Here is a 26,612-nt window from a genome sequence, read left to right on the forward strand (position 1 = left end):
AGGTCAACGCCGCAATCGCCCTGATCGGCTGATCAACCTCCCTCTCGGCCGCCCCGTTCGGTACATTCACGATGTACTGAACGGGGCGGGCTGAGCGAGAGAGCCGGTTTCACCGGAGCTCTCGCTGAGCCTGACCCGGACTCGACACGAAGGACACACGGATGGCGACGACCACGGACGCGGGACCCGAAGCCCCGGCGAAGATCCACGCCAAGAAACGCCCGGGAGACCTCGTCTTCTCGGGAACGGCGCTCGGGGCAGGGATCATCATCCTGGCGGTCCTGGCCGCTGTCACGATCTTTTTGGTCATCGAGAGCATCCCCGCCTTCACGACTCCCCCGGACGAGAACCCGCTCCTGAAGGGCCGGACCTTCCTCGAGTACACCTGGCCGCTCGTGTTCGGAACGATCTGGTCATCGATCCTCGCGCTGGTGATGGCCGCGCCGCTCGCGATCGGGATCGCCCTGTTCATCTCGCACTACGCACCGCGCCGGGCGGCAGCCGTCCTTGGGTACATCATCGATCTCCTCGCCGCCGTGCCCTCGGTGGTCTTCGGCCTCTGGGGCGGCCTGGTGCTCGCCGGGTTCGTGCAGCCCTTCTATGTGTGGCTGAACACTTACCTCGGATGGATTCCGCTGTTCAGCGGCCAGGTGTCAGCCACCGGCCGCACGATCCTCACAGCCGCCCTCGTGCTCGCGATCATGGTGCTGCCGATCATGACCGCGATCTGCCGCGAAGTCTTCCTGCAAACGCCAGTGCTTCATGAAGAGGCGGCTCTCGCCCTGGGCGCCACCCGCTGGGAAATGATCAAGATGGCAGTGCTGCCCTTCGCCCGCGGTGGCATGGTATCGGCGGCGATGCTCGCACTCGGTCGAGCACTCGGCGAGACGATGGCCGTCACGATGGTGCTCTCGGTATCGGGAGTCGTGACCTTCGAGTTGCTGACCGCAACCAACCCGACCACCATCCCGGCGAACATCGCCCTGCAGTTCCCCGAGGCATACGGCACAGGTGTGAGCCTGCTGATCGCCACCGGCCTCGTTCTGTTCGTCGTCACCTTCGCCGTCAACGCGATCGCTCGCTGGATCGTCAACCGCCGCGCTGAGTTCTCGGGAGCCAACTGATGTCCACCGCTACCGCCACCGCGACGCGTTCTGGCGTCAACAACTTCTCGAACGGACGGCTCCCCCGGGGAACGAGCTGGCTCCTGCTCGCAGGCTCCCTCCTGGTCATGGGCCTAGTGTTCTTCCTCCTGAACATCGACCAGCCCGTCGCCAACTACAACATCGTCGCCGCTGTGTTCCTGGGCGCGGTGTTGTACGCCATCCTGATCTTCGTCGTGGCATCCATCGTCGAGGGACGCCGCAACGCGACTGACCGATTCATCACCGCGGTGGTCTCGGCAGCGTTCACCGTCGCTCTCCTGCCGCTGATCTCCCTGCTGTTCACGGTTCTGGTCAACGGTCTTGCCCGGTTCGACCTCGACTTCTTCACGCAGTCGATGCGCAACGTCATCGGCGACGGCGGCGGCGCCTTGCATGCCATCGCCGGAACTCTGATGATCACGCTCACCGCGACGATCATCTCGGTGCCGATCGGCCTCATGACATCGATCTACCTCGTCGAGTACGGCAACAGCGGCAAGCTCGCTCGAGCGATCACGTTCTTCGTCGACGTGATGACCGGCATCCCCTCGATCGTCGCGGGTCTTTTCGCCTACGCCGTGTTTGTCATCTTCTTCGGAGCCGGATACTCGTCAGGTTTCGAAGGCGCCATCGCGCTGAGCGTGCTCATGATCCCGGTCGTCGTCCGATCCTCCGAAGAGATGCTGCGCCTGGTTCCCAACGAACTGCGCGAGGCGTCTTTCGCGCTCGGTGTTCCCAAGTGGCTCACGATCGTCAAGGTCGTGCTGCCGACATCCATCGCCGGTATCACCACCGGTGTCATGCTGGCGATCGCCCGCGTCATCGGAGAGACCGCTCCGCTGCTGCTCACCGCCGGCTACACGCAGAGCATGAACTGGAACATCTGGGATGGAAACATGATGACCCTCCCCGTGTTCGTCTACAACCAGTACGCCAACCAGGGCACCAACCCCGACGCCGCGATTTCGCGCGCGTGGGCCGGGGCCCTGACCCTGATCCTGATCGTCATGGTGCTCAACCTCGCCGCCCGCTTTGTCGCGAAGTTCTTCGCGCCCAAGACCGGTCGCTGAACCCGAAGGAATATCCGTGTCCAAGCGCATCGATGTCAACGACCTCAACGTCTACTACGGCAACTTCCTCGCCGTCGAGGGCGTCTCGCTCACGATCGAGCCCCGCTCGGTAACCGCCTTCATCGGCCCCTCGGGCTGCGGCAAGTCCACCTTCCTTCGCACCCTCAACCGGATGCATGAAGTGATCCCGGGCGCCCGTGTCGAGGGTGAGGTGCTGATCGACGGCGACAACCTGTACGGCGCAGGCGTCGACCCCGTGCTCGTGCGTCGCCAGGTCGGCATGGTCTTCCAGCGCCCCAACCCCTTCCCGACGATGTCGATCCGCGAGAACGTGCTCGCCGGCGTGAAGCTCAACAACCAGCGCATGTCCAAGGGCGACCAGGATGCGCTCGTCGAGAAGTCGCTGCAGGGCGCGAACCTGTGGAACGAGGTCAAGGACCGCCTCGACCGCCCCGGATCGGGTCTGTCGGGTGGTCAGCAGCAGCGCCTGTGCATCGCTCGCGCCATCGCTGTCGAACCGGACGTGCTGCTGATGGACGAGCCCTGCTCGGCCCTGGACCCGATCTCCACCCTCGCGATCGAAGACCTCATCGAGGAGCTCAAGAGCGAGTACACGATCGTCATCGTGACCCACAACATGCAGCAGGCCTCGCGCGTGTCCGACAAGACCGCGTTCTTCAACATCGCCGGCACCGGCAAGCCGGGCAAGCTCATCGAGTACGACGAGACCACCACCATCTTCACCCGCCCGAAGGTCAAGGACACCGAGGACTACGTCTCGGGCCGCTTCGGGTAAGCACCGGGAACGGATGGGGGGTGTGGCCTGTCGGCTACGCCCCCTCTTCGGTTTCGGTCACAACGATTCGCGCCGCTGAGCGTCAGTCGCGGGCGCTGAGCAGATAGGCGTTCAGGTCGGCCGTGAAAGCGGCATCCGTCGGGATCGACGACCCGTCGATCGAGGTGATGGGCGCTGCTAGACGAACGCTCGACACGAGCCATGCCGCATCGACGTTCGCGAGCGACGTGGTCGTGATCTGCTCGTACCCGCTCTCGTAGCCGCGCTCCTCGAGGTAGGCGAACATGCTCAGTTGCGTCGTGCCGTGCAGGATGCCGCCGGTCGGCGCCGGAGTGATGAACCGGTCCCCGCGGCGCAGCACCAGGGACGCCGTGGGAGCCTCGAGCACGAAGCCGTCGGTGGTGACGAAGATCGCGTCATCCGCCCCGCGACGGCGAGCCTCACGAAGCGCCGCCATATTGACGGCGTACGACAGCGTCTTGGCCCCCAGAAGCAACCAGGGCGCGCGCGCCGGGACCGTGGAGTCGTAGCCGCGGTCGAGCGTCACAACACGGATGCCGTTCGTGCGCACCGCGGTGAAGTCAGCCGCGGGTGCGAGCGTGACCCACGCGGTTGGGGTCGGCCCGTGCTCGATACCGCGGCTGAGGATGAGCTTGATGACCGACTCTCCCGCCGGGGCGTGCGCGGCCACCGCGGCAATCGCAGCACGCCACTGCGCCAGGTTCGGCGCCGGAAGATCGCAAATCCGCGCGGAGTGGGCGAGCCGGTCGAGGTGGGCGTCGACTTCTTGAGAGTGACCGTCGACGACGCCGATCGACTCGAAGATGCCGTCGCCGCGCTGCGTGCTCAGCTCGCCGACGCTCAGCGCGGGGGCTTCGGGATCCACCGAGGCGAACGTATCAGCGAAGTCGGTGCGGTCGGCATCCGCCTCAGCAGGCTGGATCATGAGGGCGAAAGTCGTGGCCATGCGATGAAGCCTACGCGTCGGGAATACCCAGTCCGGTGACGCGGTTAGACTGTCATAGCCGGGCCGCAGTAACCCCGGGCTCCATCTTCTGCCGCTACGAGCGGCCTCGCGCCGAGAGGCGTTCTGCGGCCCGGCACTTTCGTGTCTGGGTGGCCTGCAGGTCCGCCGCGACTCCGTCCTCCCGCGCCCACCCCCAGGTCGCTGAACCCGCACGCTCCGAGTGTCGAACCCACACGCTCACGCGCGAACCCACAGCATTCAGCGCCCGAAACCTCTGGGTTCGCGACCAATGGTGTGGGTTCGCGCCACGATGCCACGGCAGGATGCCGAGGTCAGGGGCTGACCGGCTGCGGCCAGCTGACCGGGACGGAGGCGCTGAACCCACGCCTTTCCGCGCCAGCCCACAGCATCCGACGCCCGAAACCTGCGGGCTCGCGACCGATGATGTGGGTTCGCGCCACGATGCCGGGGCAGGATACCGAGGCGGGGAGCGAGGTCGGGCGCTGCGGCCCTTGATCAGGTGAGGGATTCGCGGCGCCAGAGGGCCGCGCAGGCGCTCAGGTCGGATGCGTAGTCACTCAAGCGCAGCGCGCGGGTCGTGAAGGCGGCGCTGCGGTCTGACTCGGTTGCGTCGTAGTCATCAGCCAGGTATGTGGCACCAGCCGCCTGCACACGGCAGAACGCGGCGGCGCGATCGAGAGCTACCGCAAAGTCACCGCGGAAGAGCCCTCGCAGGATCGTGTCGACGAGAGTGACGAGCTCGTCGGGGCTTGCCGGAACGGGCGCCCCGGCGATCAGGGCATCCGCCGTGTCGAGAGCTGCGCGCCCCCGCTCGTACGTCAAAGCCGCTGTGCTCGGGTCGTCATGGATCATCAGCTGCACGAGGTAGAGCCGCCAGAGCGCCCCAGGCAGAGTCTTGGCCGGTGAGCGCGACCATAGCTCCGCGATGTCGTCGATCCCGTGCTCGGCGGTGAAGGCGATAAGCCTGTCAACGACGGCCTCGTCGGGGTTGGCCCGAACGCGTGACAACAGCGCCTGCGCCGTCGAGTGCGCGACACGGGAGACCTCGGCGGGGTCCTCGGCAGCAAACAGCCGGTCGAACAGCTCGGCAGGTCTGCGGACGGGCTTGTGGTAGGGCCGGGGGTCGTCACTCACCCGCTCCAGGGTAGTCGCGACGAGAGCCGCTCAGGTCGCGATCGCGACCACCGCGTCGGACGTGGGCTCGCCCGTCGGGGAACCACCGGCAGGCTCGATCGTGATGGCGATCGTGTCACCCGGCTCCATCTCGCCATCGAGGATCCACGTCTCGGTTCGCTGCCCGCTCGCTGCGAACGCGCCGGCCGGGATCGGAGACTCATCGCCTCTCACGAACCACAGTTCATAGCTCTGATCGTCAGCGATCTGCGGAAGTCCGTCCGAGACGATGACGGCCTTTCCGACGGAGTCGGCCCAGTAAACAGTGGACTCGCCGCCGCCTTCGATCTGAGCCGTCGCGGACTGCGCATCCGGTGCCGACTGAACCTCTTGCAGGGCCACGACCTCGGGCGGGCGGTTGACCCAGTCGTTGATGCTGACGGCGGTGAAGCCCAGCGCGACAAGAAGAACGAAGGATGCCGCGAGGGCGAACATGCTGCGCATCCAGCGCGTGCGGGACTGGGTCTGGATGGCGCCAGTACTCGGCGCCGGTGTCGCACCGATCGGGACGGCATCCGTCTGCGGCGCCAGCGCGATTCGGGTGAGGATGTGGTGGCGAAGCTCTGCGGGCGGGTCGACCTCGGGTGCGTAGTCGGCGAGCGCAGCCGCGGTCTCGAGGTCGCGTTCAGCGATGCCGCGCCATTCCGGATGCATCGTGAGAGCGAGGTCGAAGGCCTGCTGCTGCTCAGCGTCGAGAGCGCCGAGGGCGGACGCCGCCGACAGCTCGGCGAACTCCTGCTCGTTCATGAGGCCACCCCCATTTCTGCTCTCAGGCGCGACAAGCCGTCGCGCATCCGGGTCTTCACTGTTCCCAGCGGCGCCCCCACCAGCGCCGCAATCTCGCTCTGACTGTAACCCCCGAAATACGCGAGGGTGAGGGCCTCGCGCTGTGATTCGGGAAGGGCGGTGAGCGCCTCTGTTACTCGTCGGCTCTCGATCCGCAGTTCCGCCTGCTCGGCGACGCCATCGTGAGCGACGTCGATGTCACGGAACCCGACCCGGATGTCGCGATCGACGCTCGCCTGCGAAGCCCGCACGCGGTCGACGGCTCGGCGGTGTGCGATCGTCAGCACCCAGGATCTGCCCTGGCCTTTGTTCGGAGCGAAGCGCGCGGCGGATTGCCACACCTCCAGGAACACCTCCTGCAGAACCTCTTCGCTCTGCGACCGGTCCACCACCACGCGCAGGATGAGTCCGAAGACCCGCGACGACAGCATGTCGTAGAGGCTCGCGAAAGCCTCGTGGTCGCCGCGCGCGACTCGTTCGAGAAGTTCCGCGACGTGATCGACGGCGCCCGCCCCGTCGTCTGGCACGTCCATGCCGTCGATCACCATGCGTCCAGCATGCCGCATGAATTTCCCATCCGATGTCGACTCGCTTCCGAAGACCCCTGTGTAGGCCGCCACGAGCGGACGACCACGAGCCCTGACGAGGCTCCGACAACACCGGAGGAACAATGTTGATCACCAAGAAGTCGCGCGTCGCAGCTGGCGCCTCGCTGGCGTTCGTCGCCGCACTTGCCCTTTCTGCCTGCTCCACCGCCAGCACGGGGGACATGGACGACGAGATGGCCGAGACGCCGATGACCGAACAGACCACTCCCATGGACGACATGGAGGAAATGGATGCCGCCGCCTACCTCGTGGGCCCGGGCTGCATGGAGTACGCCGAGGCCGTGCCTTCTGGCGCCGGCTCCGTCGATGGCATGGCCATGGACCCCGTTGCTACCGCGGCATCCAACAACCCGCTGCTGACGACGCTCACCGCAGCCGTGAGCGGCGGACTGAACCCCGACGTGAACCTCGTCGACACCCTCAACGGTGGCGAGTTCACCGTCTTCGCTCCGGTCGATGACGCGTTCGCGAAGATCGACCAGGCCACGATCGACACGCTGTCGACTGACTCGGATCTGCTGACGTCGATCCTGACGTACCACGTCGTTCCCGGTCAGATCCTGCCTGAGGACCTTCCCGGCACCCACACCACGGTGCAGGGTGCTGACGTGGAGGTGACCGGTTCGGGCGATGACCTTATGGTCAACGACTCCATGGTCATCTGCGGTGGCGTTCAGACCGCCAACGCTGTCGTGTACCTCGTCGACACGGTGCTCATGCCTCCCATGTGAGCGCCCGTTGGCGATCCCCCAGGGTGGAGGGACGCGAGGCCGTCGTCATCTTCGGATGCGGCGGCCTCGTCGTTTCTGTGTGGTCGGAAGCGGCCCCGGGCTTCAATCCCCGGGCCGCCCCCAGACGACTCCCGGAAACCTCCCGAAGTCACCGTCGAAGGTCACGATCTGTGCGCGATTCTCGATGGCGAGGGCAGCAAGGTGAGCATCCATGACCAGATTCCCACCGGTGCCGACGTCGGCGAGAAGCATGCGCATCCGATCGGAGTGTCCGGCGCCGGGCTCGGGGCTGATGACGCTAGGTCGATTCATCCATCCGTTGAGGATGTCGAAGGCGTCATCGACCGGTAAGGGATTCGCGTAGATCCGACGACTCGTCACCAGACGAACAAAGGCCAATGCGCAGACCCTCGGAATCGCGACGGTTTCCCTCGAACTCAGTGCGCTATCGAGCCACGTCTTCGCCTCCGCGTGATGACGCGCATCCGCGTCTACGGCGTAGAGCAGGACGTTGGCGTCAACGAGTTTCACTTCGCCAGCTCTTGCTTCTGAGTGATTGCCTCGTCTTCCAGTTCAGCCGCGATAGCGAGAGCACGATCCAACGGGACGCTTGCCTTGCCGAGCCTGTGCACCGGCGTCTCGTAGCTGTCCACGGGATCGGGGTCCAGACCAGCGAGGATCGCCGAGTTCACCGCGTCCTTGAAAGAGAGGCCACGCTCACGCATGACCTTGCGCACGGATTCCTCGGCAGCTGAGGTCAGCGTGATCGTGGTCCGCATCCCTGCATCATATCATCACTTGCCATGATGCTTTGATGCAGCGCGCATGAGACGCTTTACTGCAGGGTCGCAAAGCGGATACCGCGCACGAAGTAGGCTGGTAGCCCTGGGGCCTGTAGCTCAGTCGGTAGAGCATCGGACTTTTAATCCGCGGGTCGAGGGTTCGAGCCCCTCCGGGCCCACCATGTCAGCGTTACTCGAGTGGTTGTCGCGCGCTATGCGACCTCGACGGGGTCACCAATGCGGAGAACTCCGCCGCCGCTCTTGGGGAGCAGCAGAACACCCAGCGTCGGCGCGGACTGCCCGAGTTCCCGCGTGAGGGTTCGCAGCAGTGGCGCGTCCTGCAGACCGGTGTCGGGGTTTGCCATGATCGCAGCGCACCGCACGATAGGACGCTGCACCGCGAACACGACGTCGCCGATCCGCACCCTCCCCTGCCACTCGAGCTCGCTCCACGGCGCAATGCCCTCGACCACGATGTTGGAGCGGAATCGGCGGTCATCGACAACGCCATCGGTGGCCCGCCCAAGTTCCACGACGGATGCCGCCGCATGAACCGACACATACCCGCGGGGCCGGTCCTGAAACTGCGAGGTGACGCCGTCACCAATGAGCCGAAGCGGAAGCCGGCCGGGGCGCTCTAGATGCCGGGCATCGGAAGTCTCACGCAGCCATGCCGTGACGGAATCCTCGATCTCTCGGCGACCCGCGTCGTCGAGAGCGGCATCCACGAGCATGCGATCGCCGTCGCTGATCGTGAGCCAGCGCCGATGGCTGTCGTAACTCAGCTTCAGCCGCGCGAGCGAGGGCATGTCCATGAGCGCAAGGCCGCGCTTCTTCGGCCAGTACGGCAGCCCGTCCTCGACCTCGGGCTCGACGGCATCGGCGAACCGAAAGGCAAGCACCCGATCACCCTCGACGCGCCCGTCGTCCTGCACCACGATCTGCTCGCGCACTTCGGGCGTGAACCCCTTCACCGGGTAGCGATACAGCGCGGCGACAGATGCCATGCCGCCATCGTGCCACGCGCCGGGTACCGCTCACTTCGATAGACTGCGATCAATGGATGCCGGAACGGATGCCGCGCTCACATCACTGGGCGACCCGACCCGCGCCCGCATCCTGAGCCTCATGCGCGCCTCCCCCGACGGTCGCGTGCTCGTCGGGCGCCTTGCGGTCGAGCTCGGTCTGCGTCAGCCCACGGTGAGTCACCACATGAAGACGCTGCTGACGGATGGGATCGTGACCCGCGAGCCCGAGGGGCGGCAGGTGTGGTACTCGATCGCGCCCGATGCCGCTGACCGCGTCAATGCAATCCTGGGCCGGCGGCGGGAGACGGCATCCGTTGACCTGGCTCGGATTACGACGGACCTCCAGGCCCGATTCGGCGAGCGCGTCGACGCCGACCAGATTCGTGAGGTCGTCGCCGACAGCCATGCACGCCTGTCGGCGACGGATGCCCCTCTTCTGGCATCCCGCACGTTCTCGTTCGCCGCAAGCCGGCTCGAGGCGATCGCGGAGGCATCCTCGTCGAGGGGAGCACCGCCGAGCGTGCTGTTCGTGTGCGTGCAGAACGCCGGCAGATCCCAACTGGCGGCCGGCATCCTGCGCCACCTCGCCGGCGGCGCGGTCAGCGTGCGAACCGCTGGCTCTGCACCTACCACGGACGTTCGCTCGACGATCGTCACCGCGCTGGATGAGATCGGCGTCTCGATCGGCGACGAGTTCCCGAAGCCACTGACCGACGAAGCAGTTCGTGCCGCGGATGTCGTCATCACGATGGGATGCGGCGACGCCTGCCCCATCTATCCCGGAACGCGATACCTCGATTGGGAGCTCGAAGATCCCGTCGGCAAGCCGCTCGCAGCCGTGCGCGGCATCCGTGATGACATCGACAGGCGCGTGCGAGAACTCCTCACAGAACTTCGCTCCGCCGAGAAAGTGAACACGAGCTGAACTCCCCTGGGTTCGGCTTCCCCGATAGATAGATAACCATCTATGCTTTTCTCAACCCGAGAAAGGTGAAGCCCATGTCGACAACCCCTCCCGTCGTCCTGTTCGTCTGCGTCCACAACGCCGGTCGCTCGCAGATCGCCGCCGGATACCTGCAGGCCCTCGCCGGCGACCGTGTCGAGGTCCGCTCGGCGGGATCTCAGCCGAAGGACCAGATCAACCCCGTCGCCGTGCAGGTCATGGCCGAAGAGGGCATCGACATCGCGAACAACGCGCCCAAGGTCCTTACTGTGCAGTCCGTGCAGGAGTCCGACGTCGTCATCACGATGGGATGCGGCGACGCCTGCCCGATCTACCCCGGCAAGCGCTACGAAGACTGGCAGCTTGACGACCCGGCCGGCCAGGATGTCGAGACCGTGCGCCGCATCCGTGACGAGATCCGGGGACGCGTCGAGACCCTGCTTTCCGAGATCGCCCCCGCCGCGTGACTCTCGCTCCCCTCGCCCGCCGAGCCGCCGCGGAGTTCCTCGGCACCGGACTGCTCGTCACGGTGGTGGTCGGCTCGGGCATCATGGCGACCAGGCTTACAACGGATGTCGGCATCCAAATGCTCGCCAACAGCATCGCGACGGCCCTCGGCCTATCGGTTCTGATCCTGATGTTCGGCACGATCTCAGGCGCACATTTCAATCCGGCGGTGTCGCTCGTGGACTGGTTCCTCGGGCGGCGCCGCCGAGTGGGGCTCACAGGGCCGATGCTCGGGATCTACACGCTCGCCCAGATCGCCGGCGCTATCGGCGGAGCCGTCCTCGCCAACGTCATGTTCGACGTGCCCACGAGCCTGTCGACCACTGCCCGAGCAACTCCGGCAACGCTGATCGCAGAGGTTGTCGCGACGTTCGGACTCGTGCTGCTGATCGTCGCGCTCGCCCGCACCGGGCGCGGCGCTGCAGCAGCACCGGCGGTAGGCGCATACATCGGTGCGGCGTACTGGTTCACCAGCTCGACGTCGTTTGCGAACCCCGCGGTCACGATCGGGCGCCTGTTCAGCGACACCTTCGCCGGCATCGGGGCTCCGTCGGTACTCCCGTTCATCGCCGCGCAGCTTGTCGGCGCTGCTATCGCGGTGGTCGCAGCGATCGCGCTCTTCCCCCACGTCGCTGATGCTGCCGAAGAGATCGTCATCCCGCATGCGGATGTCGATCCCGACGCCTCAGCTGTTCACCGCCGCGACCGAACCGCCCCGTAGAATCCGGCCGTGACCGCGAGCGCCCACGACACCGCCACCGCATCGCGCGGCTCGGCAGGCGAGGTGTTCTGGGCCTTCCTGCGCCTGGGCCTTACCTCCTTCGGCGGACCGATCGCGCACCTCGGCTACTTCCGCGACGACCTCGTCGCGCGACGCCGGTGGATGAGTGACAAGGCATATGCCGACCTGGTCGCCCTGTGCCAGTTCTTGCCCGGGCCGGCGTCCAGCCAGGTCGGCTTCGCGATGGGCCTGCACCGTGCCGGCCCGCTCGGCGCTCTCGCGGCCTTCCTCGCTTTCACGCTGCCCTCGGCGATCCTCATGGTCGCCTTCGCGTTCGGCGCGGCACTGTTTGAGGGTGTCATCGGTGCGGGTCTGCTGACGGGCCTGAAGATCGTGGCGGTGGCTATCGTCGCCCAGGCGGTCTGGGGCATGGCGAAGACGCTGACCCCCGATGCGCGGCGTGCCTCAATTGCCGTGGTTGCGGCAGTCGTCGCGCTCCTTCTCGCGGGATCGATCGGACAGGTCCTCGCGATCGTTCTCGGCGCGGTCGCCGGTCTCCTCCTTTGCCGGTCCGCGCCCGCCGGAATCGGCGACACCGGTCTCATGCGTTTCCCGGTATCACGCACAGCAGGAGTCGTCAGCCTGGTGGCGTTCGTCGTCATCCTGCTCGGGATGCCGATCCTCGCCGCCCTCAGCAGCAACGGGGCTGTGAGCTTGTTCGACACGTTCTACCGCGCCGGAGCCCTCGTCTTCGGCGGCGGACACGTCGTCCTCCCGCTGCTGCAGGCGGGGGTGGTCGAGACCGGATGGGTGAGTCCCGAGCAGTTCCTCGCCGGCTACGGCGCCGTGCAAGCGATGCCCGGGCCGCTGTTCACCTTCTCGGCCTACCTCGGGACCCTGTCATCGGTCGGCCCCGGCGGCGTTCTCGGCGCCGCCATCGCCCTGGTCGCGATCTTCCTTCCCGGGTTTCTGGTACTGGTCGGTGTGCTGCCGTTCTGGAACGCTCTTCGAGGGCGAACCTGGATGCAGTCGCTCATGCGCGGGGCGAACGCCGCCGTGGTCGGCATCCTCGGCGCGGCTCTCTATGACCCGCTCTTCACGACGGGGATCGTCGGCGTAGGGTCGTTCAGCCTCGCGCTCGTGTGCTTCGTGCTGCTCATTGCGTGGAAGTTGCCGCCCTGGGCAGTCGTCCTCATCGGGGGTGCGGGCGGCATCCTGCTGGCTGCGCTGGGAGTTTCCTGATCAGGTCGGAATCTCGACCAGTTCAGCGCCGGCGTGCGCGACCTCGGCGAGCGCAGCCTCACTGGATTCGGCGGCGACCCCCGCGATGAGGTTCGTGATCACCCGCACGTGTCTGCCGTGCGCGATCGCGTCCAGCGTCGAGGCGCGGACGCAGTAGTCGGTGGCGATGCCGGCGACATCCACCTCGAGGATCCCGTGCTCGGTCAGCAGATCCGACACCTTGGCGCCGTCATCCGTCGTACCTTCGAAGAGTGAGTACGCCGGTTCTCCTTGCCCCTTCTTGACGTGGTGGGTGACGGATGCCGTGTCGAAACCCGGGTCGTACTCCGCGCCCTCCGTCCCGCTCACGCAGTGGACCGGCCACGTGTCGACGAAGTCAGGTTCGGGATGGAAATGTCCGCCATTGTCGTGATCGGGATGGTGCCAGTCGCGCGAGGCGACGATGATGTCGTATTCCTCGGCGTGCGTCACGAGGTACTGCGAGATCCGTTCGGCTACGGCATCCCCGCCCTCGACACCGAGCGCGCCGCCTTCGGTGAAGTCGTTCTGGACATCGACGATGAACAGTGCCCTACCCATAACGTCGAGGCTACGCTCGTTCACCCGTCGTCGGAATCCCGCTTCTTCCGCAGCGCACGGCGGCTGAGCGGCTGCGACTCGCCCTCGGCGTGGGTGGCTCCGACAAGGTCAGCCGACCGCGGGTCGTGAACCGCTCCCACCACTTCGGGTCCGCGCCGCCAGAGCTTCGACGGCCACCAGATCGCCCGCCCGATGTCGTACGACAGGGCCGGGACGAGGAGCGAGCGCACGACGAAGGTGTCGAGCAGCACACCGAACGCGACGATGAACGCCAGCTGTGCGAGGAACAGGATCGGGATGACCCCGAGCGCAGCGAAGGTCGCTGCGAGCACGAGGCCCGCCGATGTGATCACCCCGCCGGTGGCGACGAGCCCGCGCAAGATGCCGCGACGCGTGCCGTGCACGAGCGACTCCTCCCGCACGCGCGACATCAAGAAGATGTTGTAGTCGACGCCGAGGGCAACGAGGAACACGAATCCATAAAGCGGTACTGCCGGGTCTGCGCCCGGGAACCCGAGGACGTAGTCGAAGACGAGCGCGCTGACACCGAGGGCCGAACCGAACGACACGACAACCGTGAGGATCAACAGGACCGGCGCGAGCACTGCCCGCAGCAGCAGCATCAGGATCAGCAGGATGACCACCAGCACGATCGGGATGATGACGGTGCGATCGCGGATCGAGGTGTCGTTGGAATCGACATCCGTCGCCGTCACTCCGCCGACCAGGGCGACACCGTCGCCGAGCTCGTCGGTGAACGCGACGCGCAGGTCGCGCACGGTTTGCTCGGCCTCGACCGAGTCCGCGGCATCCGTCAGCGTCGCGATCACGAGCACGTCGCCGTCCGAGACGGTGGGGCTCGGCGCCGGAGTACCCGGCGGCCCGAAGGCCGTGAAGACCGGCTCCCCGTTTTCGACAGAGACAGGCGCCTGTCCGCTCGGCGAGTCCTCGGAGGCGACAGATACCGAGTCGATCCCGGCGCTGTCGTCGAGGATCGTGACCGCGGCGGCAAGCTCGCTCTCGGGAACGATCACGTAGACGGGGCTACCGGAGCCTGCCGGGAAGTGCTCGGCGAGAACATTCTGCCCGTCTCGCGCTTCGGAATAGCCCAGCACGAGGTCGCTGGATGCCACACCATCCGCTTTGAACTGGGTGGCACCGAGGGCTGCCACCAGCAGCGCGACCGTCGTGATGATCCAGACCGGGCGCGACCGTCGCGCGATCAGGCGCGCTTGGCGTGGCCAGAATCCCTTGACCGGCTTGGTGAAGTCGTCGGGAAGCTCTGCGAGCCCGTGCTTGGGGATGAACGGCCAGAACGCTACGCGGCCGAAGAGCGCGAGCAGCGCGGGCAGGAAGGTGAGGGCGGAGAGCATCGCGAACGCGATGCCGATCGAGGCGATGGGTCCTAGCGCCCGGTTGGTCGCAAGATCCGAGAGCAGCAGGATCAGAAGACCCGCGATGACTGTGCCGCCCGACGCGAGGATCGGCTCGAAGGATCCCTTCCAGGCACGCAGCGTCGCGTTCCATCGCTGCTCGCCCTCGCCGATGGCCTCCCGGAATCTCGCGACATACAGCAGGGCATAGTCTGTTGCCGCGCCGATCACGAGAATGAACAGGATGCCTTGGACCTGACCGTTGAGGACGAAGACGCCGGCGTAGGCGAGCCACCACACAACGAGCAGCGCCACGGTCAGCGCGAAGGTCGAGGTCATGAGCACGAGGATCGGCAGCAGCGGCGATCGGTAGACGATCACCAGGATGACGAACACCGCCACTAGGGCGACGATGAGCAACAGTCCGTCGATGCCGAGGAATCCCTTGACGAGGTCAGACGTGAAGCCTGCCGGTCCCGTTACCCACCCCTCGAGCGGCGCCTGCAGATCGTCGGTGACGAGGGTACGGATCTCTTCGACGATCTCACGCACTTCACCCGACGAATCGATCGGGATGAAGACCTGCACCGCTTCGCCGTCATCCGAGACCACCGGTGGGGATACTCCATCGAGGACACCGTCGATGTTCGCGATCTCGTCGACGAGCGTCTGGACCTCGGCGAGCTGATCATCGGTGAGCTCTCCGTCGCCCGTCACGACAAGGACGGCGGGGATTGCTTCGTCACCCAAGAAGTCTGGGAGGCGCTCAGCGACGCGCGTGGCGTCCGCGCTCTCGGGGAGGAAGCTCGACTGGTCGTTGCTCGCGACCTCGTCGACCTTTCCGAAGTAGGGGCCCCCGACCGACCCCACCCCGACCCAGATCAGCACGAGCAACGCGGGGATGCCGATTCGCAACCACCGGGAGGGGCGGACGGAGTTCTTCTTCTGAGCCATCTTGCTAGCTTATCTAGCTAAACCGGCATCCGCGCAAGCCCTATCGTTGACGGATGGTGTCGGCAGCAATCGCTCTCCTGGGAGCGTTCATTTACGGCGCCGCCGACTTCTTCGGGGGCCTTGCAGCCAGACGCTTGCGCTCGATCGTCGTTACCGCGACGGCGGCTCTGAGCGGTCTGGTCGTTCTGTTCATACTGATCCCCCTGCTCGGAGCCCGGTGGAACATCGAAGACGTCGCCTGGGGCGCGCTCTCGGGAGTGTTCGGCGTGACAGCGATCGCGCTTCTATACGCCTGCCTCGCGATCGGCCCGATGAGCATCCTCTCCCCCGTCACCGCGGTCACGTCCGCGATTGCACCGATGATCTGGGGGCTCACGATCGGCGGTGAGAGCCTGACGGTCACCGGCTACCTCGGGCTCGGGGTGGCTCTGATCGCCGTCGTGCTCGTCGGATTCATCCCCGGACAAGGTGCGGTTCGTCCGTCAGCGCGCGGACTCGTGATGGCGATCGGCTCTGGATTGGCGATCGGCGCATTCCTTATCACCCTCGATCAGGCCAGCGATGACAGCGGGCTCGTGCCGATGATCGCCAACCGCGCCACGAACGCGACCATCACGATGGTCATCGTCGTTGCGATGATCATCGCCGCCACACGGCGGGGAGCCAGCGCGACATCCGCGCTCCGAGCCCGCGGTATCGAACTCGGCGCGACCCCCACCGGGCATGCCGACCTCGAGCATGCGCGCACCTCTCCGACAGGGACGGCACGATCCACGCCCGCAGGATGGGGCCTTGCCTTCGTGTGCGGTGTGCTTGATGTCACCGCCAACGTGCTGCTACTCGCTGCACTCCGTCTCGGAGACCTGTCGATCGTGGCAGCCCTTACCGCGTTGTACCCCGCCGGGACGATCCTGCTCGCCGCCGTCGTGCTTCGCGAGCGCGTCGCTGCCGTGCAGTGGCTGGGTCTTGCGCTGGCTCTGGGCGCCGGCGTGCTGCTGGCACTCGCTTGACGCGGCGTCAGCCCTCAAGGAACAGCAGCACGACCGACACGACAAGGCCGATGAGGGCAAGCGCGGCGAAGCCTGCGGTGAGACGAGCGAGCGAGCGCACCAGCGGCGACGTCCGGGAGACCCGGACGGTATCGTGCCGACCGAGGCGCGCCCACAGGTCGACCTCTTCATCGTGCACGGTCGCGCCGTGCGGCAGCGGGGCTTCGCCGAGGATGCCGCTGTCATCGAACCATCGCACCACCTCGCCGGCGGGAGTTGGCGAGACGACGGCCCGTACGGGCACCCACGACCCGTCGGCGACCCACGCGATCAGGGCCGCGATGCCGAGGAGCACAGCCGCGCCAAGTCCGATCCAGGTGTAGATCTCCAGGGCAACGGCTAGCGCGGGTGGCACAGCCCCATTCTCTCAGGGAGCGGACCTGCCCACCCAAGGGTTCGCTCCCCCGGGCCATAAACGGAGCCACCTAAGGGAATCGTCCCCACCGCCACTCCAGCCGCCGCTTCGCGGCGCCCGGAGCCTCTGGCGGCGTGGGCCCACCCAAGGGTTCGCTCCCCGCCGATGAACGAAAGAGACCGCCCTACGGACGGTCTCTTTCGTTCAGAGCCACCCAAGGGAATCGGGTTATAGGACAGAACGTGTGGATGGGTTGCTGATGTAGCTGCGGATTGGCGGTGTGAATCGGGGGTTGGTATACCTCGGGATGCTTGAGGGTGCCGATCTCGTCGAACTCGACCCGTTGTCTGGTATGTGGTGCGCCGCTGGTGAAGAACGGTAGGACGGCGGCGGGGACGCAGCGGTGGCGATGCCCCAACTGCGGAGCCTCGAGCGTGCGGCGGCGTGAGGACGTATCTCGCCGGCACCAACTCACCGCTTTCCTGGTCTGGCTCATCGGGAAGACGTCGCAACAGGATCTGGGCGGGCCCGCCGCGGCCCGCGCGTTCCGTCGCGATACCGCGTGGTGCTGGGAGGTGGAGCCCTCGCTCGGACCGGTCGAGACCACGCATCACAGCGTCCTGGTCGACGGGATCTGGGTTGGTTCCTGGTGCCTGCTGATCGCGGTCACCGAACACCTGCAGGTCCTGGCTTGGCAATGGTGCGCCCGAGAATCAACAGCGGCCTGGACTGCGCTGCTAGAACGTATCCCCGCACCAGCGGTAATCGTCTGCGACGGCGGCGCAGGAGTAGCCTCCGCGGTCCGTCAGACCTGGCCGCAGACCAGGACACAGAGGTGCTTGTTCCACGTGCAGATGAACATCCGCCAGCACCTCACCCTGCGCCCACGCACCGACGCCGGCCGTCGCCTGCTGGCCCTGTCCCGCGCGCTATCAGCCGTGACAACAGTCGAGGACGCGATCAACTGGCAGGTCCGCCTCGACCACTGGTGGCGCGCGCACGGGCACCTCACCAAGGAACGCACGATCCGCGAAGGCCGCTGGTGGTTCACCCACGAACGGCTCCGCAAAGCCTGGCTGCTGCTACGCAAACTGACCCGCGACGAGGTCCTGTTCACCTGGCTGGACTACGGCAACCCCCGCACCACCAGCGCGCTCGAGGGCGGCATCAACAACGGCATCCGACACGTGCTCCGAGCGCACCGCGGCATGACCGAAGACCACATGAAACGCGCCGCCGAATGGTTCCTCACCACCCGGGAAATCCCGATCCGCGACGCCCACCGGCTCATCCCCACGACCCCCACGCTCACACCGAGCATGAACCCCATCGACGAGGAACCACACCCCACACCGCTCTACGACACCGCCCTCACCGCGGAGGAAGGCCTCTGGACCCGCTCCGGATGGGCAGGCCGACACTGACACGCCCGACCCCATCCACACGTTTTGACCTATAAGCCAGGGAATCGTCCCCACCGCCACTCCAGCCGCCGCTTCGCGGCGCCCGGAGCCTCTGGCGGCGTGGGCCCACCCAAGGGTTCGCTCCCCGCCGGATGAACGAAAGAGACCGCCCTACGGACGGTCTCTTTCGTTCAGAGCCACCTAAGGGAATCGAACCCTTGACCTATTCATTACGAGTGAATCGCTCTGCCGTCTGAGCTAAGGTGGCGTGATCGCTCGCGCGATGCACGATCAACGATCTTACCGTGTCCCCACTCGGCTCGTGACCACCTGTCACTACTCGCAGACAAGGCCGTCGGCTGGCACGATGCCGTCGATGAAATAGGCCTCGACGGCATCATCCACGCATGTGTTGCCCTTGTTGTAGCCGGTGTGGCCCTCACCGACGCGCGTGATGAGCACGCCCGACTCGAGCTGCTCGGCCAGCGCGACCGACCAGTCATACGGTGTCGCCGGGTCACCCGTCGTCCCGATCACCACGATCGGCTCGGCACCTGCTGCGGCGATCGGCTCCCGAACGCCAGTAGGTGCGTATGGCCATACGTCGCACAAGTCCACGCCCTCCCAGTAGGGGGCGATGGTCGGGGCCTGCTGGGCGATAGCTGCCTGAGACGCAGCGCGCTCGGCATCCGTCTCGCCGTCCGGGTAATCCATGCAGTTGTAGGTCAGAAAAGCCTCGGTCGAATTGTCGAGATACTGGCCGCCCTGGCGGTTGTAGTAGAAATCGGCGAGAGTGAATGCGGTGCTGGGATTCCCCCGCAGCACGTCGGTGAGCGCCTGTGTGAGGTACGGCCAACTCTCTTCCGCGTACAGCGCGGTGACGATGGCGGTCACGAGCGAGTCAGCGCCCAGCATCCGGCCATCGCTGTTGCGGATGGGGTCGCGGTCGACGCTGGCCAGAAGGATCGCAAGATCTCCCATGGCCTCATCGACCGAACCGCTGAAGGGGCAATCGCTCTGACCCACGCACGACGCCATGTAGGCGCGTAGCGCGTTCTCGAAGCCGATGGCCTGCTGGGTCGAGACATCAAGCCCGCTCAAGGACGGATCGATCGCGCCATCGAGCACGAGACGCCCGACACGATCCGGGTAGTGCTTCGCGTACGTCGCCCCGAGGAAGGTGCCATACGAGTAGCCGAGGTAGTTGAGTTTCTCGTCGCCAAGAACCGCGCGCAACAGGTCCATGTCCTGCGCCGCGTTTCCGGTCGTGATGAACGGCAGGATGCCGTTGCTGTTCTGCTCGCACGCGGCCGCGAACTCCTGCTGTTGCTCGGTGACGAACGCGTCCCATTCGGCGGAACGGCGCTGCCCGGGCGGGATGTCAAAGACGAACGAATCCATGCCCGCAGCGTCCAGGCACGTGACCGCGGTGGACTTACCGACCCCGCGGGGATCGAAGCCAATGACGTCGTAGTTCTCCTCGAGCGCCTGACCGACCGCGAAACCCAGGGAATCGCGCACGAGATCCACGCCGCTCGCTCCCGGGCCGCCGGGATTGGTCAGCAGCGAACCGAGCGGCTCACCACCGGTCGCCGCGTGACGGATGACAGAGAGGTCGATCGTTCCCGCATCCGGGTCGCTCCAGTCCAGGGGCGCGGTGACGGTGGTGCAGTCAAAGCCTTCGCCGCAGGCGGCCCAGTCCAGTGTCTGCTGATAGAAGGAAAGAAGATCCTCCGCGACCCCGTCGGTGATCGGTGTCGGGGAACGGTGCGGGGCTGAGCTCTGATCCGGCATCGGGATGAGGTAGCAGCCGGCGAGCGCGACAGCCGCCGCCACCATCGTGGCGCTCGCTGTCAGGATGCGTCGAGCGAGGCGTGCGGTCATGGTGTCCTTCCCGACGAGACGGTGATGAGCAGGCTCTCGAGAGCAAGGGTGGGTGCGACGTTCTGTTCGAGGTTCCGGCGCGTGCGGGCGATCTCATCGAGCACGACCAGCGTGCGCTGCGGTGACCACGCCGCCGCGAGCGCGCGAAGGTCCTCGTCCAGCTCTCGGTTGATCAGGACACTCCCTCCTGTCGGGTCGGTCCTGCCGAACTGAATCATGAGTACGTCGCGGTACAGCGATTGCAGATCCGTGAGCACGCGGTCGATTCCGTCGCGCAGGCTCCGGGTCGCGCGGCGCTTCTGATCCTCTTCGAGCGCGGTGATCTGCGCTCGAACCGCCGGCGGCACGGCTGCGCCCTCGGCGATTCCGAGAGTGCGCTTGAGGCTCTCGCGCTCGGTCTCGTCTCGCTCCGTGGTGAGCGCCTTGGCGTCATCCGTAGCCGCCTGGACGATGCGACCTGCCACATCGACAGCATCGCCGACGCTGCGAACACCGAGCGCAGCTCGCAGCGTCACGTCTCGACGTGCACGAGCTTCGCCATCCGTGGCGAGCCGCTGTGCCATGCCGATGTGCCGTTGCGCGTGCCGCGCTGACTGCTCAGCAGTGACGGGATCGGCTCCGGTTCGCTGGGCGATGAGCGCAGCGACGTCGGCGACGTCGGGCTCGCGCAGGCGCACCACACGCACCCGAGAACGGATGGTCGGAAGAAGGTCTGCATCGCTCGGGGCGCACAGCACCCACACGGTGCGCTCGGGTGGCTCCTCGAGCGCTTTGAGCAGAACGTTGGAGGTGCGCTCGGCCATGCGGTCGGCATCCTCGACGATGATCACCCGATACCGGCCGAGCGAGGGGGCGAAGTAGGCGCGCTCGACCAGCTGCCGAGCCTCGTCGATGCGGATGATGACCTGCTCGGTTCGCAGCACTGTCACATCGGGGTGGGTCCGCGCGATCACCTGACGCATCGTGGCCTCGTCGCCGGGCTCGGCGATGAGCGCTGCCGCGAACGCCGCAGCGAGGGTCGAGCGGCCAGAGCCGGGTGGACCCGTGATCAGCCAGGCGTGCGCGAGTGAGTCGGGGTCGGATGCCGCGGCCTGGAATTGCGCGACGGCCTCCGGCTGCCCCCACACGGCGCCCCACGGAACTACCTGTTCGGGGGGCGCTTGCTGCATGCAGCCCAGCGTAGCTGCGGCATCCGACGATCTGCCGTGAGTCACCGGGGCGGCCTACGTCACCGAGCGAGCAGAGCCGTCACCCTCGCGCGGACCGCCTCGGCGATCTCGCCTGCCGGGAGCGAGGCATCCAGCACGAGGAAGCGCTCGGGTTCAGCGGCAGCCAGCGCAAGGTACTCGGCACGCACGCGGGCATGGAACTCGTCACGCTCTGCCTCAAGCCGGTCGAAGGGCTTGTCGGCGGCGTCGAGCCGCGCGCGAGCTGCCTCGGGGTCGAGATCCAGCAGCACGGTGAGGTCAGGAAGCAACCCTCCGGTAGCCCAGAGCGACAGGTCGCGGATCTCGTCGCGACCCAATACCCGACCCGCGCCCTGGTAGGCGACGGACGAGTCGAGGTAGCGGTCCTGGATGACTACCTCGCCCCGCGCGAGAGCCGGGCGCACCACCGTGGCGATGTGATGAGCTCGGTCGGCTGCGTAGAGCAGCGCTTCGGCACGCGGCGACACCTCGCCTCGATGGTGCAGGACGATGTCACGGATGAGCACACCGACCTCGGTCCCGCCGGGTTCGCGCGTGCGCACCACGATGCGGCCCTCAGACTCGAGCCAGTCGCGAAGCAGGCTTGCCTGCGTGGTCTTGCCCGACCCGTCACCGCCCTCGAGGGTGATGAACAGTCCCGGTGAGGTCACTTCTTGGCCGTCGTCTTGCGCGTCGTCGTGGCGCGCTTGGTCGTGCGCTTGGGTGCTGGCCCCTTCGCGCGTTTGTCAGCGAGCAGCTGCACGGCACGCTCGAACGTCACATCATCGACCTGTTCACCGCGCGGAATCGTCGCGTTGGTCTCACCGTCGGTGACGTAGGGTCCGAACCGGCCGTCGCGCAAGCGGATCGGCTTGCCGCTGGTCGGGTCGGCCTCGAACTCCTTGAGCGCACTCGACGCGCGGCGGGCACCGTACTTCGGCTGGGCATAGAGTTCGAGCGCCTGCTCGAGCGTGATGTCGAAGATCTGCGCCTCACTCTCGAGCGAGCGCGAGTCGGTGCCCTTCTTCAGGTACGGACCGAATCGACCGTTCTGCGCCGTGATCTGCTCGCCCGAGGCGGGATCCTCACCCACGACACGCGGCAGATCGAGCAGGCGCAGCGCCGTCTCGAGGTCGATCGTGTCCACCGACATCGACCGGAACAGTGACGCCGTGCGGTTCTTCGGGGCAGCGCTCTTCGCGGTGGACTTCTTGCCCTTCGCCGCGGGCGCCGGCTCAGCCGGTGCTGTCTCGAGAACCTCACCGGTCTCCGGGTCAACGACCGCGGCGGCCTCGGGCTCGGTTTCTTCGATGTAGGGGCCGAATCGGCCATCCTTGACGACGACGAGCTTGCCGTTGGCGGGGTTCTCGCCGAGGACGCGGTTGCCGGCGACCGGGGCGTCGATCAGTTCCTGTGCCTTCTCGGGCGTGAGCTCGTCGGGCGCGAGGTCGTCGGGAACGTTGACGCGGCGCGGGTCGGCATCCGGGTTCGCAGGGTCGATGACCTCGAGGTAGGGCCCGTACTTGCCGACACGCAGGGTCACGGTGTCGCTGATCGGACGCGCGTTGAGCTCACGCGCGTCGATGTCGCCGAGGTTGTCGACGATGTTGCGAAGGCCGACGTGGGCATCCGAACCGTAGTAGAACTCCTTGAGCCACTCGATGCGCTTCTGCTCACCCCGCGCAATGGCGTCAAGGTCGTCTTCGAGCGCGGCAGTGAAGTCGTAGTCGACAAGCTCCGAGAAGTGCTCTTCGAGCAGACGCACGACGCTGAACGCGACCCAGCTGGGCACAAGGGCCTGACCCCGCTTGGTGACGTACCCGCGGTCGAGGATGACGTCGATGATGCTCGCGAACGTCGACGGGCGTCCGATGCCCTTCTCTTCGAGCGCCTTCACGAGGCTCGCCTCGGTGTAGCGGGGCTTGGGGCTCGTGCTGTGGCCCTTGGGCTCGACATCCGTGAGACTCAGCACATCGCCGACCGCGAGCGCCGGCAGCGACTGGTCGTCGGAGCGGTCGGCATCGGCACGCTTTTCGTCGCGGCCCTCTTCGTAGGCTTCGAGGAAGCCCTTGAAGGTGTAGACGGTTCCGGATGCCGTGAACTCGGCCTTCTTGCCATCGGCATCGAGGGCCAGCGTGACGGTGGTGGTCTCGTACTTGGCATCCGACATCTGGCTGGCGATCGTGCGTTTCCAGATGAGGTCGTACATGCGCTCTTCGTCGCGGTCGAGCTGGCCGGTGACCTCGCTCGGGCGGCGGAAGAACTCACCCGACGGACGGATCGCCTCGTGCGCCTCCTGCGCGTTCTTGGAGTTGTTGCGGTACGTCCGCGGGTTCAGCGGCACGGCCTTGTCGCCGTAGAGCTCGACGGCCTGCGTGCGCGCGGCGGTGACCGCCTGCGCCGACAGGGCCGTCGAGTCGGTGCGCATATAGGTGATGTACCCCTTCTCGTAGAGGCGCTGAGCGACGCTCATGGCGTGTTTCGCGCTCATCGAGAGCTTGCGGCCTGCCTCCTGCTGCAGGGTCGAGGTCGTGAACGGCGGCTTGGGGCTACGGGTGCCGGGCTTTGCGTCAAGGGCGGTGACGGATGCCTCAGCAGCGGCCTCCACGGCTGCGGCGAGTGCGCGCGCCGCTGCTTCGTCGAGGACGACGACCGCCTTCTTCAGCTGGCCCTTGTCGTCGAAGTCCGCTCCGCGCGCGAGCGATGCGCCGTCGAGGCGCGCGAGGCGCGTCGTGAAGGAAGAGCCATTCTTGCCGGCGAGAGCCTCGACGTCCCAGTAGTCGGCGGGAACGAACGCCATCCGCTCCCGCTCGCGGTCGACGACCATGCGGGTTGCGGCGGACTGCACGCGGCCGGCAGAAAGGGCAGCTCCTTCGCGGCCCGAGCCGACCTTGCGCCACAGCACCGGCGAGACATCCCACCCGTAGAGGCGGTCGAGCACGCGCCGGGTCTCCTGCGCGTCGACCAGGGCAAGGTCGAGGTCTCGGGTCTTGTCGACGGCGGCACGGATCGCATCCTTGGTGATCTCGTGGAAGACCATGCGCTTGACGGGAACCTTGGGCTTGAGCACCTCGAGCAGGTGCCAGGCGATGGCCTCACCCTCGCGGTCCTCATCTGTGGCCAGCAGGACCTCGTCGGCATCCTTCAGTGCGCGCTTGAGTTCAGCGACGGTCTTGGTCTTGCGATCACTGATGACGTAGTAGGGGTCGAAGTCGTTGTCGACGTCGATCGAATACTTCCCGTAGGCCTGCTTCTTTTCGGCCGGGATGTCCTTCTTGCTCGCAAGGTCGCGGATGTGTCCCACCGAGCTGAGCACCTCGTACCCGTCGCCCAGGTATCCCTGGATCGACTTCATCTTCGTCGGGGACTCGACGATGACAAGCTTCTTGCCTGTGGCCAACGAAAGCTTCCTTTCTTCGATGCACACCATACACACACGGCGACACAGCGAAGGCTGAGAGCGCTACGGTGGCGGGCCGGCGCGTGCGGTTGCAGTGACCTCGAACGCGCCGAAGGGAACCGAAACCGACACGGTCGCGATGAGCTCGACAAGCTCGCACGAACGCATCCCTGCTCCCAGCGCGGAAGCGACCTCGGCAGCCCGATCGCAGGGGACACCGGGGACCGCTCCGGATGCGGCATCCGCTGCCGCGAGAGCCGCCGAGTCAGCCGCGCCGGCCACGCGTTGGGCGACGACGGATGCCGCGCCCACGCCCGCCGCCGCCACGATCACCGCAGCACCGATCACCGCAATGCCCGCCGAGGCAACGGTGCCCGCCATTACCAGCCATCCGCGAGGGCGCAGCCGCGCGCTGTGACGGGAATCCCGGAAACCGTGCGCGCCGCGGTCACGCACACGAGGTCTCCCTCGTCGCTGATCTCGACCGACGCGCCGGGGACGGCTGCCTGCACGGCGGCACTCACGCGCGCGCCGCTTTCGCCGCGTGAGGCAAGGCGCGCAGCGTCGGCAACGGCATCCTGCAACAGAATCTGCCGCCCGGCAGCACCCAGAATCCCGACGGCGAGAAGCACCACAACCGCGACAGCAGTCATCGCGATCGCGAACTCGGCGGCGACCGACCCGCGATCACCGCCGAGTCCGTCGCGGATCATTCGACGCTGAGCGCGCGGCGCACCAGGTCGGTGAGGATGCCGCGCACCTCGTCCGAGCGCATGATCACGACCAGAAGGCCAGCGAAGGCGACTGCGGCCATCGTGGCAATCGCGTATTCCGCGGTGGCGGCGCCGGTCTCGTCCAGAAACAGCTCGCGCGCGGCACGCGAGGTCAAACGGGGCAGTGAGGACATGGGTTCTCCAATCGGTTGTGGAAGCGGGCACAGGAAGTGGGCACGGTCAGGGGAGGGGAAGAGACACGGACGGCAGGATGCTGAGGAACATCGGCGCAACGCCCAGGCACAGGAAGGCCGGGAGCGTGCACACGCCGAGCGGCAGGAGCAGTTTGGTCGACAGGCGAGCTGCGCGCAGGCGACCGTCGACCCGAGCCCGGTGCCGATCCAGCGCGGCCGCCGAGCGCAGCAGTTCGACCGCCGGAACTCCTGCCGCCTCAGAAAGGAGGAGAGTGTCACGCACCGCCGCGGAATCGTCGGCATCCGCGCCGCGCGCGGCATCCACGAGGGTCCGGGCCCGCGACACCGATACGCCGCCGCTGAGCGCTATCGCGGTGAGGTCGGCATCCATTCCCGGCATCACGGCGTCACGGTGAGCGGCAAGCGCCAGCCGCGACGTCCAGCGTCGCCCGGCCATGAGTAGCCCGACGCCGGCCACGGCACATGCCCATCCGGCAGGCTCGCGCAGCAACGTTCCGAGGGGATCGAACCCGAGGGCGAATGCGAGACCGATTCCGACAGCCGGAAGCCAGCCGAGCAGTCGAGCAGTGGACGTCGGTTCGGCCAGAGCGACGCGGATCTCGTCAGCTGACTCCTCGGCATCCCGCAGCACGTCGGCGAAGGAGCGAAGGGCGGGCGCCAGCGGCGCCCCGACCGTCGTCGCGATCGACCACGCCGCAGCCACGTCTCGCCACATTCGTCGCTCTCGTGCGTGGACCGACTCGCCCACCGCATCGACTCTCGCGATGCGGATCCTGCGGCGTGGCTCCGGTGCGGGCTCGACGGCCAGGGCAGCGATCGCGCTGTCAATTCGGGCACCGCCGTCGACGGCATTGACGACCTGCGACGCCTGCAGGTCGCCCTGCTTCGCCAGATGGTCCCAGGCACGAGTCGGGGTGACCCCGGCCTCGAGCAACACAGCGACGCGCAGAACTGTCTCGGCGACCTGCGCTGTCATGACA

The 26,612-nt window shown here is 66.7% G+C and carries 28 protein-coding genes and 2 tRNA genes; 11 read left to right on the top strand and 19 right to left on the bottom strand.

Features of this window, described 5'->3' with window-relative positions; all coding sequences use genetic code 11:
• The first annotated feature begins 161 nt into the window (after nt 1-161).
• Genes pstC through pstB form a run of 3 tightly spaced genes read left to right on the top strand, consistent with a single transcriptional unit; the run spans nt 162 to nt 3,011 of the window.
• Nucleotides 162-1,124, top strand: a complete 963-nt coding sequence (gene pstC / locus B3587_RS15565; protein WP_292730361.1) for a phosphate ABC transporter permease subunit PstC — start codon at nt 162-164, stop codon at nt 1,122-1,124.
• The gene (gene pstA / locus B3587_RS15570; protein WP_228176819.1) at nt 1,124-2,215 is read left to right on the top strand and encodes a phosphate ABC transporter permease PstA; all 1,092 of its coding nucleotides are present in this window, start codon (nt 1,124-1,126) and stop codon (nt 2,213-2,215) included. Before pstC ends, pstA begins: the two co-directional genes overlap by 1 nt.
• Nucleotides 2,216-2,231: 16 nt before the next feature.
• A complete protein-coding gene (gene pstB / locus B3587_RS15575) occupies nt 2,232-3,011 on the top strand; it encodes a phosphate ABC transporter ATP-binding protein PstB (RefSeq protein WP_228176818.1) in 780 nt (259 codons plus the stop codon).
• A gap of 82 nt (nt 3,012-3,093) precedes the next feature.
• On the opposite strand, the gene B3587_RS15580 is transcribed toward pstB, so the two are convergent.
• The 4 genes from B3587_RS15580 to sigK all read right to left on the bottom strand — a co-directional run bounded on the left by B3587_RS15580 (nt 3,094) and on the right by sigK (nt 6,506).
• Entirely contained in the window at nt 3,094-3,978 is an 885-nt protein-coding gene (locus B3587_RS15580; protein WP_292730366.1) for an aminodeoxychorismate lyase, read from the bottom strand.
• A 516-nt stretch (nt 3,979-4,494) separates the two neighbouring features.
• Nucleotides 4,495-5,133 (bottom strand): DNA-directed RNA polymerase subunit beta, encoded by a 639-nt coding sequence (locus B3587_RS15585; RefSeq protein ID WP_228176816.1) that lies wholly within the window; start codon nt 5,131-5,133, stop codon nt 4,495-4,497.
• Between the two features lie 30 nt (nt 5,134-5,163).
• Entirely contained in the window at nt 5,164-5,919 is a 756-nt protein-coding gene (locus B3587_RS15590; RefSeq protein WP_228176815.1) for an anti-sigma factor, read from the bottom strand.
• A complete protein-coding gene (gene sigK, locus B3587_RS15595; RefSeq protein WP_292730371.1) occupies nt 5,916-6,506 on the bottom strand; it encodes an ECF RNA polymerase sigma factor SigK in 591 nt (196 codons plus the stop codon). Before sigK ends, B3587_RS15590 begins: the two co-directional genes overlap by 4 nt.
• Before the next feature lie 122 nt (nt 6,507-6,628).
• Between sigK and B3587_RS15600 the strand changes: the two genes are divergently transcribed.
• Nucleotides 6,629-7,297 carry a fasciclin domain-containing protein gene (locus B3587_RS15600; protein ID WP_292730374.1) on the top strand — a complete coding sequence of 223 codons (669 nt, stop codon included), beginning with the start codon at nt 6,629-6,631 and terminating at the stop codon, nt 7,295-7,297.
• A gap of 102 nt (nt 7,298-7,399) precedes the next feature.
• On the opposite strand, the gene B3587_RS15605 is transcribed toward B3587_RS15600, so the two are convergent.
• On the bottom strand, nt 7,400-7,828 hold the full coding sequence (locus tag B3587_RS15605) for a TA system VapC family ribonuclease toxin (RefSeq protein ID WP_292730377.1): 429 nt from the start codon (nt 7,826-7,828) through the stop codon (nt 7,400-7,402).
• Nucleotides 7,825-8,076 (bottom strand): antitoxin, encoded by a 252-nt coding sequence (locus B3587_RS15610; RefSeq protein WP_292730379.1) that lies wholly within the window; start codon nt 8,074-8,076, stop codon nt 7,825-7,827. Before B3587_RS15610 ends, B3587_RS15605 begins: the two co-directional genes overlap by 4 nt.
• A gap of 109 nt (nt 8,077-8,185) precedes the next feature.
• Here B3587_RS15610 and B3587_RS15615 point away from each other — a divergent pair.
• Nucleotides 8,186-8,261: transfer RNA gene (locus B3587_RS15615), tRNA-Lys, on the top strand.
• 30 nt (nt 8,262-8,291) lie between these two features.
• Here the strand turns inward: B3587_RS15615 and B3587_RS15620 are convergent.
• Entirely contained in the window at nt 8,292-9,086 is a 795-nt protein-coding gene (locus B3587_RS15620) for an MOSC domain-containing protein (RefSeq protein ID WP_228178023.1), read from the bottom strand.
• Nucleotides 9,087-9,138: 52 nt separating this feature from the next.
• Between B3587_RS15620 and B3587_RS15625 the strand changes: the two genes are divergently transcribed.
• From B3587_RS15625 to chrA, 4 genes are all read left to right on the top strand, one after another.
• The gene (locus tag B3587_RS15625) at nt 9,139-10,032 is read left to right on the top strand and encodes a metalloregulator ArsR/SmtB family transcription factor (RefSeq protein WP_292730385.1); all 894 of its coding nucleotides are present in this window, start codon (nt 9,139-9,141) and stop codon (nt 10,030-10,032) included.
• Nucleotides 10,033-10,106: 74 nt separating this feature from the next.
• Nucleotides 10,107-10,517 carry an arsenate reductase ArsC gene (locus B3587_RS15630; protein ID WP_228178021.1) on the top strand — a complete coding sequence of 137 codons (411 nt, stop codon included), beginning with the start codon at nt 10,107-10,109 and terminating at the stop codon, nt 10,515-10,517.
• Nucleotides 10,514-11,278 (top strand): aquaporin, encoded by a 765-nt coding sequence (locus B3587_RS15635; RefSeq protein WP_228178020.1) that lies wholly within the window; start codon nt 10,514-10,516, stop codon nt 11,276-11,278. The genes B3587_RS15630 and B3587_RS15635 overlap by 4 nt, the downstream gene beginning before the upstream one ends.
• A gap of 9 nt (nt 11,279-11,287) precedes the next feature.
• Nucleotides 11,288-12,520, top strand: coding sequence for a chromate efflux transporter (gene chrA, locus B3587_RS15640; RefSeq protein ID WP_228178019.1), 1,233 nt, complete (start codon nt 11,288-11,290; stop codon nt 12,518-12,520).
• On the opposite strand, the gene B3587_RS15645 is transcribed toward chrA, so the two are convergent.
• Nucleotides 12,521-13,099 carry an isochorismatase family protein gene (locus tag B3587_RS15645; RefSeq protein WP_228178018.1) on the bottom strand — a complete coding sequence of 193 codons (579 nt, stop codon included), beginning with the start codon at nt 13,097-13,099 and terminating at the stop codon, nt 12,521-12,523.
• 20 nt (nt 13,100-13,119) lie between these two features.
• On the bottom strand, nt 13,120-15,426 hold the full coding sequence (locus B3587_RS15650; protein ID WP_292730391.1) for an MMPL family transporter: 2,307 nt from the start codon (nt 15,424-15,426) through the stop codon (nt 13,120-13,122).
• Nucleotides 15,427-15,479: 53 nt separating this feature from the next.
• Here B3587_RS15650 and B3587_RS15655 point away from each other — a divergent pair, with 53 nt between their 5' ends.
• Complete coding sequence (locus B3587_RS15655) at nt 15,480-16,436, top strand: DMT family transporter (protein WP_228178016.1); 957 nt, start codon at nt 15,480-15,482, stop codon at nt 16,434-16,436.
• Nucleotides 16,437-16,443: 7 nt separating this feature from the next.
• On the opposite strand, the gene B3587_RS15660 is transcribed toward B3587_RS15655, so the two are convergent.
• Nucleotides 16,444-16,830, bottom strand: a complete 387-nt coding sequence (locus tag B3587_RS15660; protein ID WP_292730393.1) for a hypothetical protein — start codon at nt 16,828-16,830, stop codon at nt 16,444-16,446.
• 317 nt (nt 16,831-17,147) lie between these two features.
• On the opposite strand from B3587_RS15660, the gene B3587_RS15665 reads away from it, so the two are divergent.
• Nucleotides 17,148-18,254 carry an IS1249 family transposase gene (locus B3587_RS15665; protein ID WP_292730396.1) on the top strand — a complete coding sequence of 369 codons (1,107 nt, stop codon included), beginning with the start codon at nt 17,148-17,150 and terminating at the stop codon, nt 18,252-18,254.
• 174 nt (nt 18,255-18,428) lie between these two features.
• On the opposite strand, the gene B3587_RS15670 is transcribed toward B3587_RS15665, so the two are convergent.
• The 9 genes from B3587_RS15670 to B3587_RS15710 all read right to left on the bottom strand — a co-directional run bounded on the left by B3587_RS15670 (nt 18,429) and on the right by B3587_RS15710 (nt 26,608).
• Nucleotides 18,429-18,501 (bottom strand) — tRNA-Thr (locus tag B3587_RS15670).
• A gap of 68 nt (nt 18,502-18,569) precedes the next feature.
• Nucleotides 18,570-20,117 carry an alpha/beta hydrolase gene (locus B3587_RS15675; RefSeq protein ID WP_228178014.1) on the bottom strand — a complete coding sequence of 516 codons (1,548 nt, stop codon included), beginning with the start codon at nt 20,115-20,117 and terminating at the stop codon, nt 18,570-18,572.
• Nucleotides 20,114-21,286: a DNA polymerase III subunit delta' gene (locus B3587_RS15680; RefSeq protein WP_292730400.1), complete on the bottom strand. Its 1,173-nt coding sequence runs from the start codon at nt 21,284-21,286 to the stop codon at nt 20,114-20,116. Before B3587_RS15680 ends, B3587_RS15675 begins: the two co-directional genes overlap by 4 nt.
• A 59-nt stretch (nt 21,287-21,345) precedes the next feature.
• The gene (gene tmk / locus B3587_RS15685) at nt 21,346-21,975 is read right to left on the bottom strand and encodes a dTMP kinase (protein ID WP_228178012.1); all 630 of its coding nucleotides are present in this window, start codon (nt 21,973-21,975) and stop codon (nt 21,346-21,348) included.
• Nucleotides 21,972-24,704 carry a type I DNA topoisomerase gene (gene topA / locus B3587_RS15690; protein ID WP_228178011.1) on the bottom strand — a complete coding sequence of 911 codons (2,733 nt, stop codon included), beginning with the start codon at nt 24,702-24,704 and terminating at the stop codon, nt 21,972-21,974. The genes tmk and topA overlap by 4 nt, the downstream gene beginning before the upstream one ends.
• 63 nt (nt 24,705-24,767) lie before the next feature.
• Nucleotides 24,768-25,085, bottom strand: coding sequence for an Rv3654c family TadE-like protein (locus B3587_RS15695; RefSeq protein WP_292730404.1), 318 nt, complete (start codon nt 25,083-25,085; stop codon nt 24,768-24,770).
• The gene (locus B3587_RS15700; protein WP_292730407.1) at nt 25,085-25,417 is read right to left on the bottom strand and encodes a TadE family type IV pilus minor pilin; all 333 of its coding nucleotides are present in this window, start codon (nt 25,415-25,417) and stop codon (nt 25,085-25,087) included. The genes B3587_RS15695 and B3587_RS15700 overlap by 1 nt, the downstream gene beginning before the upstream one ends.
• Nucleotides 25,414-25,611: a DUF4244 domain-containing protein gene (locus B3587_RS15705; protein ID WP_228178008.1), complete on the bottom strand. Its 198-nt coding sequence runs from the start codon at nt 25,609-25,611 to the stop codon at nt 25,414-25,416. Before B3587_RS15705 ends, B3587_RS15700 begins: the two co-directional genes overlap by 4 nt.
• A 46-nt stretch (nt 25,612-25,657) precedes the next feature.
• Complete coding sequence (locus B3587_RS15710; protein WP_292730410.1) at nt 25,658-26,608, bottom strand: type II secretion system F family protein; 951 nt, start codon at nt 26,606-26,608, stop codon at nt 25,658-25,660.
• Nucleotides 26,609-26,612: the final 4 nt, after the last annotated feature.

The organism is Microbacterium sp. UBA837, from assembly GCF_002296025.1.
Taxonomy (GTDB): Bacteria; Actinomycetota; Actinomycetes; order Actinomycetales; family Microbacteriaceae; genus Microbacterium.

What these genes read in the sequence shown, in the direction of transcription:
- B3587_RS15695 (WP_292730404.1), bottom strand. Translation starts at nt 25,085, where the DNA reads ATGGCGGGCACCGTTGCCTCGGCGGGCATTGCGGTGATCGGTGCTGCG.
- B3587_RS15700 (WP_292730407.1), bottom strand. Translation starts at nt 25,417, where the DNA reads ATGATCCGCGACGGACTCGGCGGTGATCGCGGGTCGGTCGCCGCCGAG.
- B3587_RS15625 (WP_292730385.1), top strand. Translation starts at nt 9,139, where the DNA reads ATGGATGCCGGAACGGATGCCGCGCTCACATCACTGGGCGACCCGACC.
- B3587_RS15705 (WP_228178008.1), bottom strand. Translation starts at nt 25,611, where the DNA reads ATGTCCTCACTGCCCCGTTTGACCTCGCGTGCCGCGCGCGAGCTGTTT.
- B3587_RS15580 (WP_292730366.1), bottom strand. Translation starts at nt 3,978, where the DNA reads ATGGCCACGACTTTCGCCCTCATGATCCAGCCTGCTGAGGCGGATGCC.
- pstC (WP_292730361.1), top strand. Translation starts at nt 162, where the DNA reads ATGGCGACGACCACGGACGCGGGACCCGAAGCCCCGGCGAAGATCCAC.
- B3587_RS15680 (WP_292730400.1), bottom strand. Translation starts at nt 21,286, where the DNA reads ATGCAGCAAGCGCCCCCCGAACAGGTAGTTCCGTGGGGCGCCGTGTGG.
- B3587_RS15710 (WP_292730410.1), bottom strand. Translation starts at nt 26,608, where the DNA reads ATGACAGCGCAGGTCGCCGAGACAGTTCTGCGCGTCGCTGTGTTGCTC.
- pstA (WP_228176819.1), top strand. Translation starts at nt 1,124, where the DNA reads ATGTCCACCGCTACCGCCACCGCGACGCGTTCTGGCGTCAACAACTTC.
- sigK (WP_292730371.1), bottom strand. Translation starts at nt 6,506, where the DNA reads ATGGTGATCGACGGCATGGACGTGCCAGACGACGGGGCGGGCGCCGTC.
- B3587_RS15620 (WP_228178023.1), bottom strand. Translation starts at nt 9,086, where the DNA reads ATGGCATCTGTCGCCGCGCTGTATCGCTACCCGGTGAAGGGGTTCACG.
- B3587_RS15610 (WP_292730379.1), bottom strand. Translation starts at nt 8,076, where the DNA reads ATGCGGACCACGATCACGCTGACCTCAGCTGCCGAGGAATCCGTGCGC.
- B3587_RS15650 (WP_292730391.1), bottom strand. Translation starts at nt 15,426, where the DNA reads ATGGCTCAGAAGAAGAACTCCGTCCGCCCCTCCCGGTGGTTGCGAATC.
- B3587_RS15645 (WP_228178018.1), bottom strand. Translation starts at nt 13,099, where the DNA reads ATGGGTAGGGCACTGTTCATCGTCGATGTCCAGAACGACTTCACCGAA.
- B3587_RS15675 (WP_228178014.1), bottom strand. Translation starts at nt 20,117, where the DNA reads ATGACCGCACGCCTCGCTCGACGCATCCTGACAGCGAGCGCCACGATG.
- B3587_RS15590 (WP_228176815.1), bottom strand. Translation starts at nt 5,919, where the DNA reads ATGAACGAGCAGGAGTTCGCCGAGCTGTCGGCGGCGTCCGCCCTCGGC.
- B3587_RS15655 (WP_228178016.1), top strand. Translation starts at nt 15,480, where the DNA reads ATGGTGTCGGCAGCAATCGCTCTCCTGGGAGCGTTCATTTACGGCGCC.
- B3587_RS15630 (WP_228178021.1), top strand. Translation starts at nt 10,107, where the DNA reads ATGTCGACAACCCCTCCCGTCGTCCTGTTCGTCTGCGTCCACAACGCC.
- B3587_RS15600 (WP_292730374.1), top strand. Translation starts at nt 6,629, where the DNA reads ATGTTGATCACCAAGAAGTCGCGCGTCGCAGCTGGCGCCTCGCTGGCG.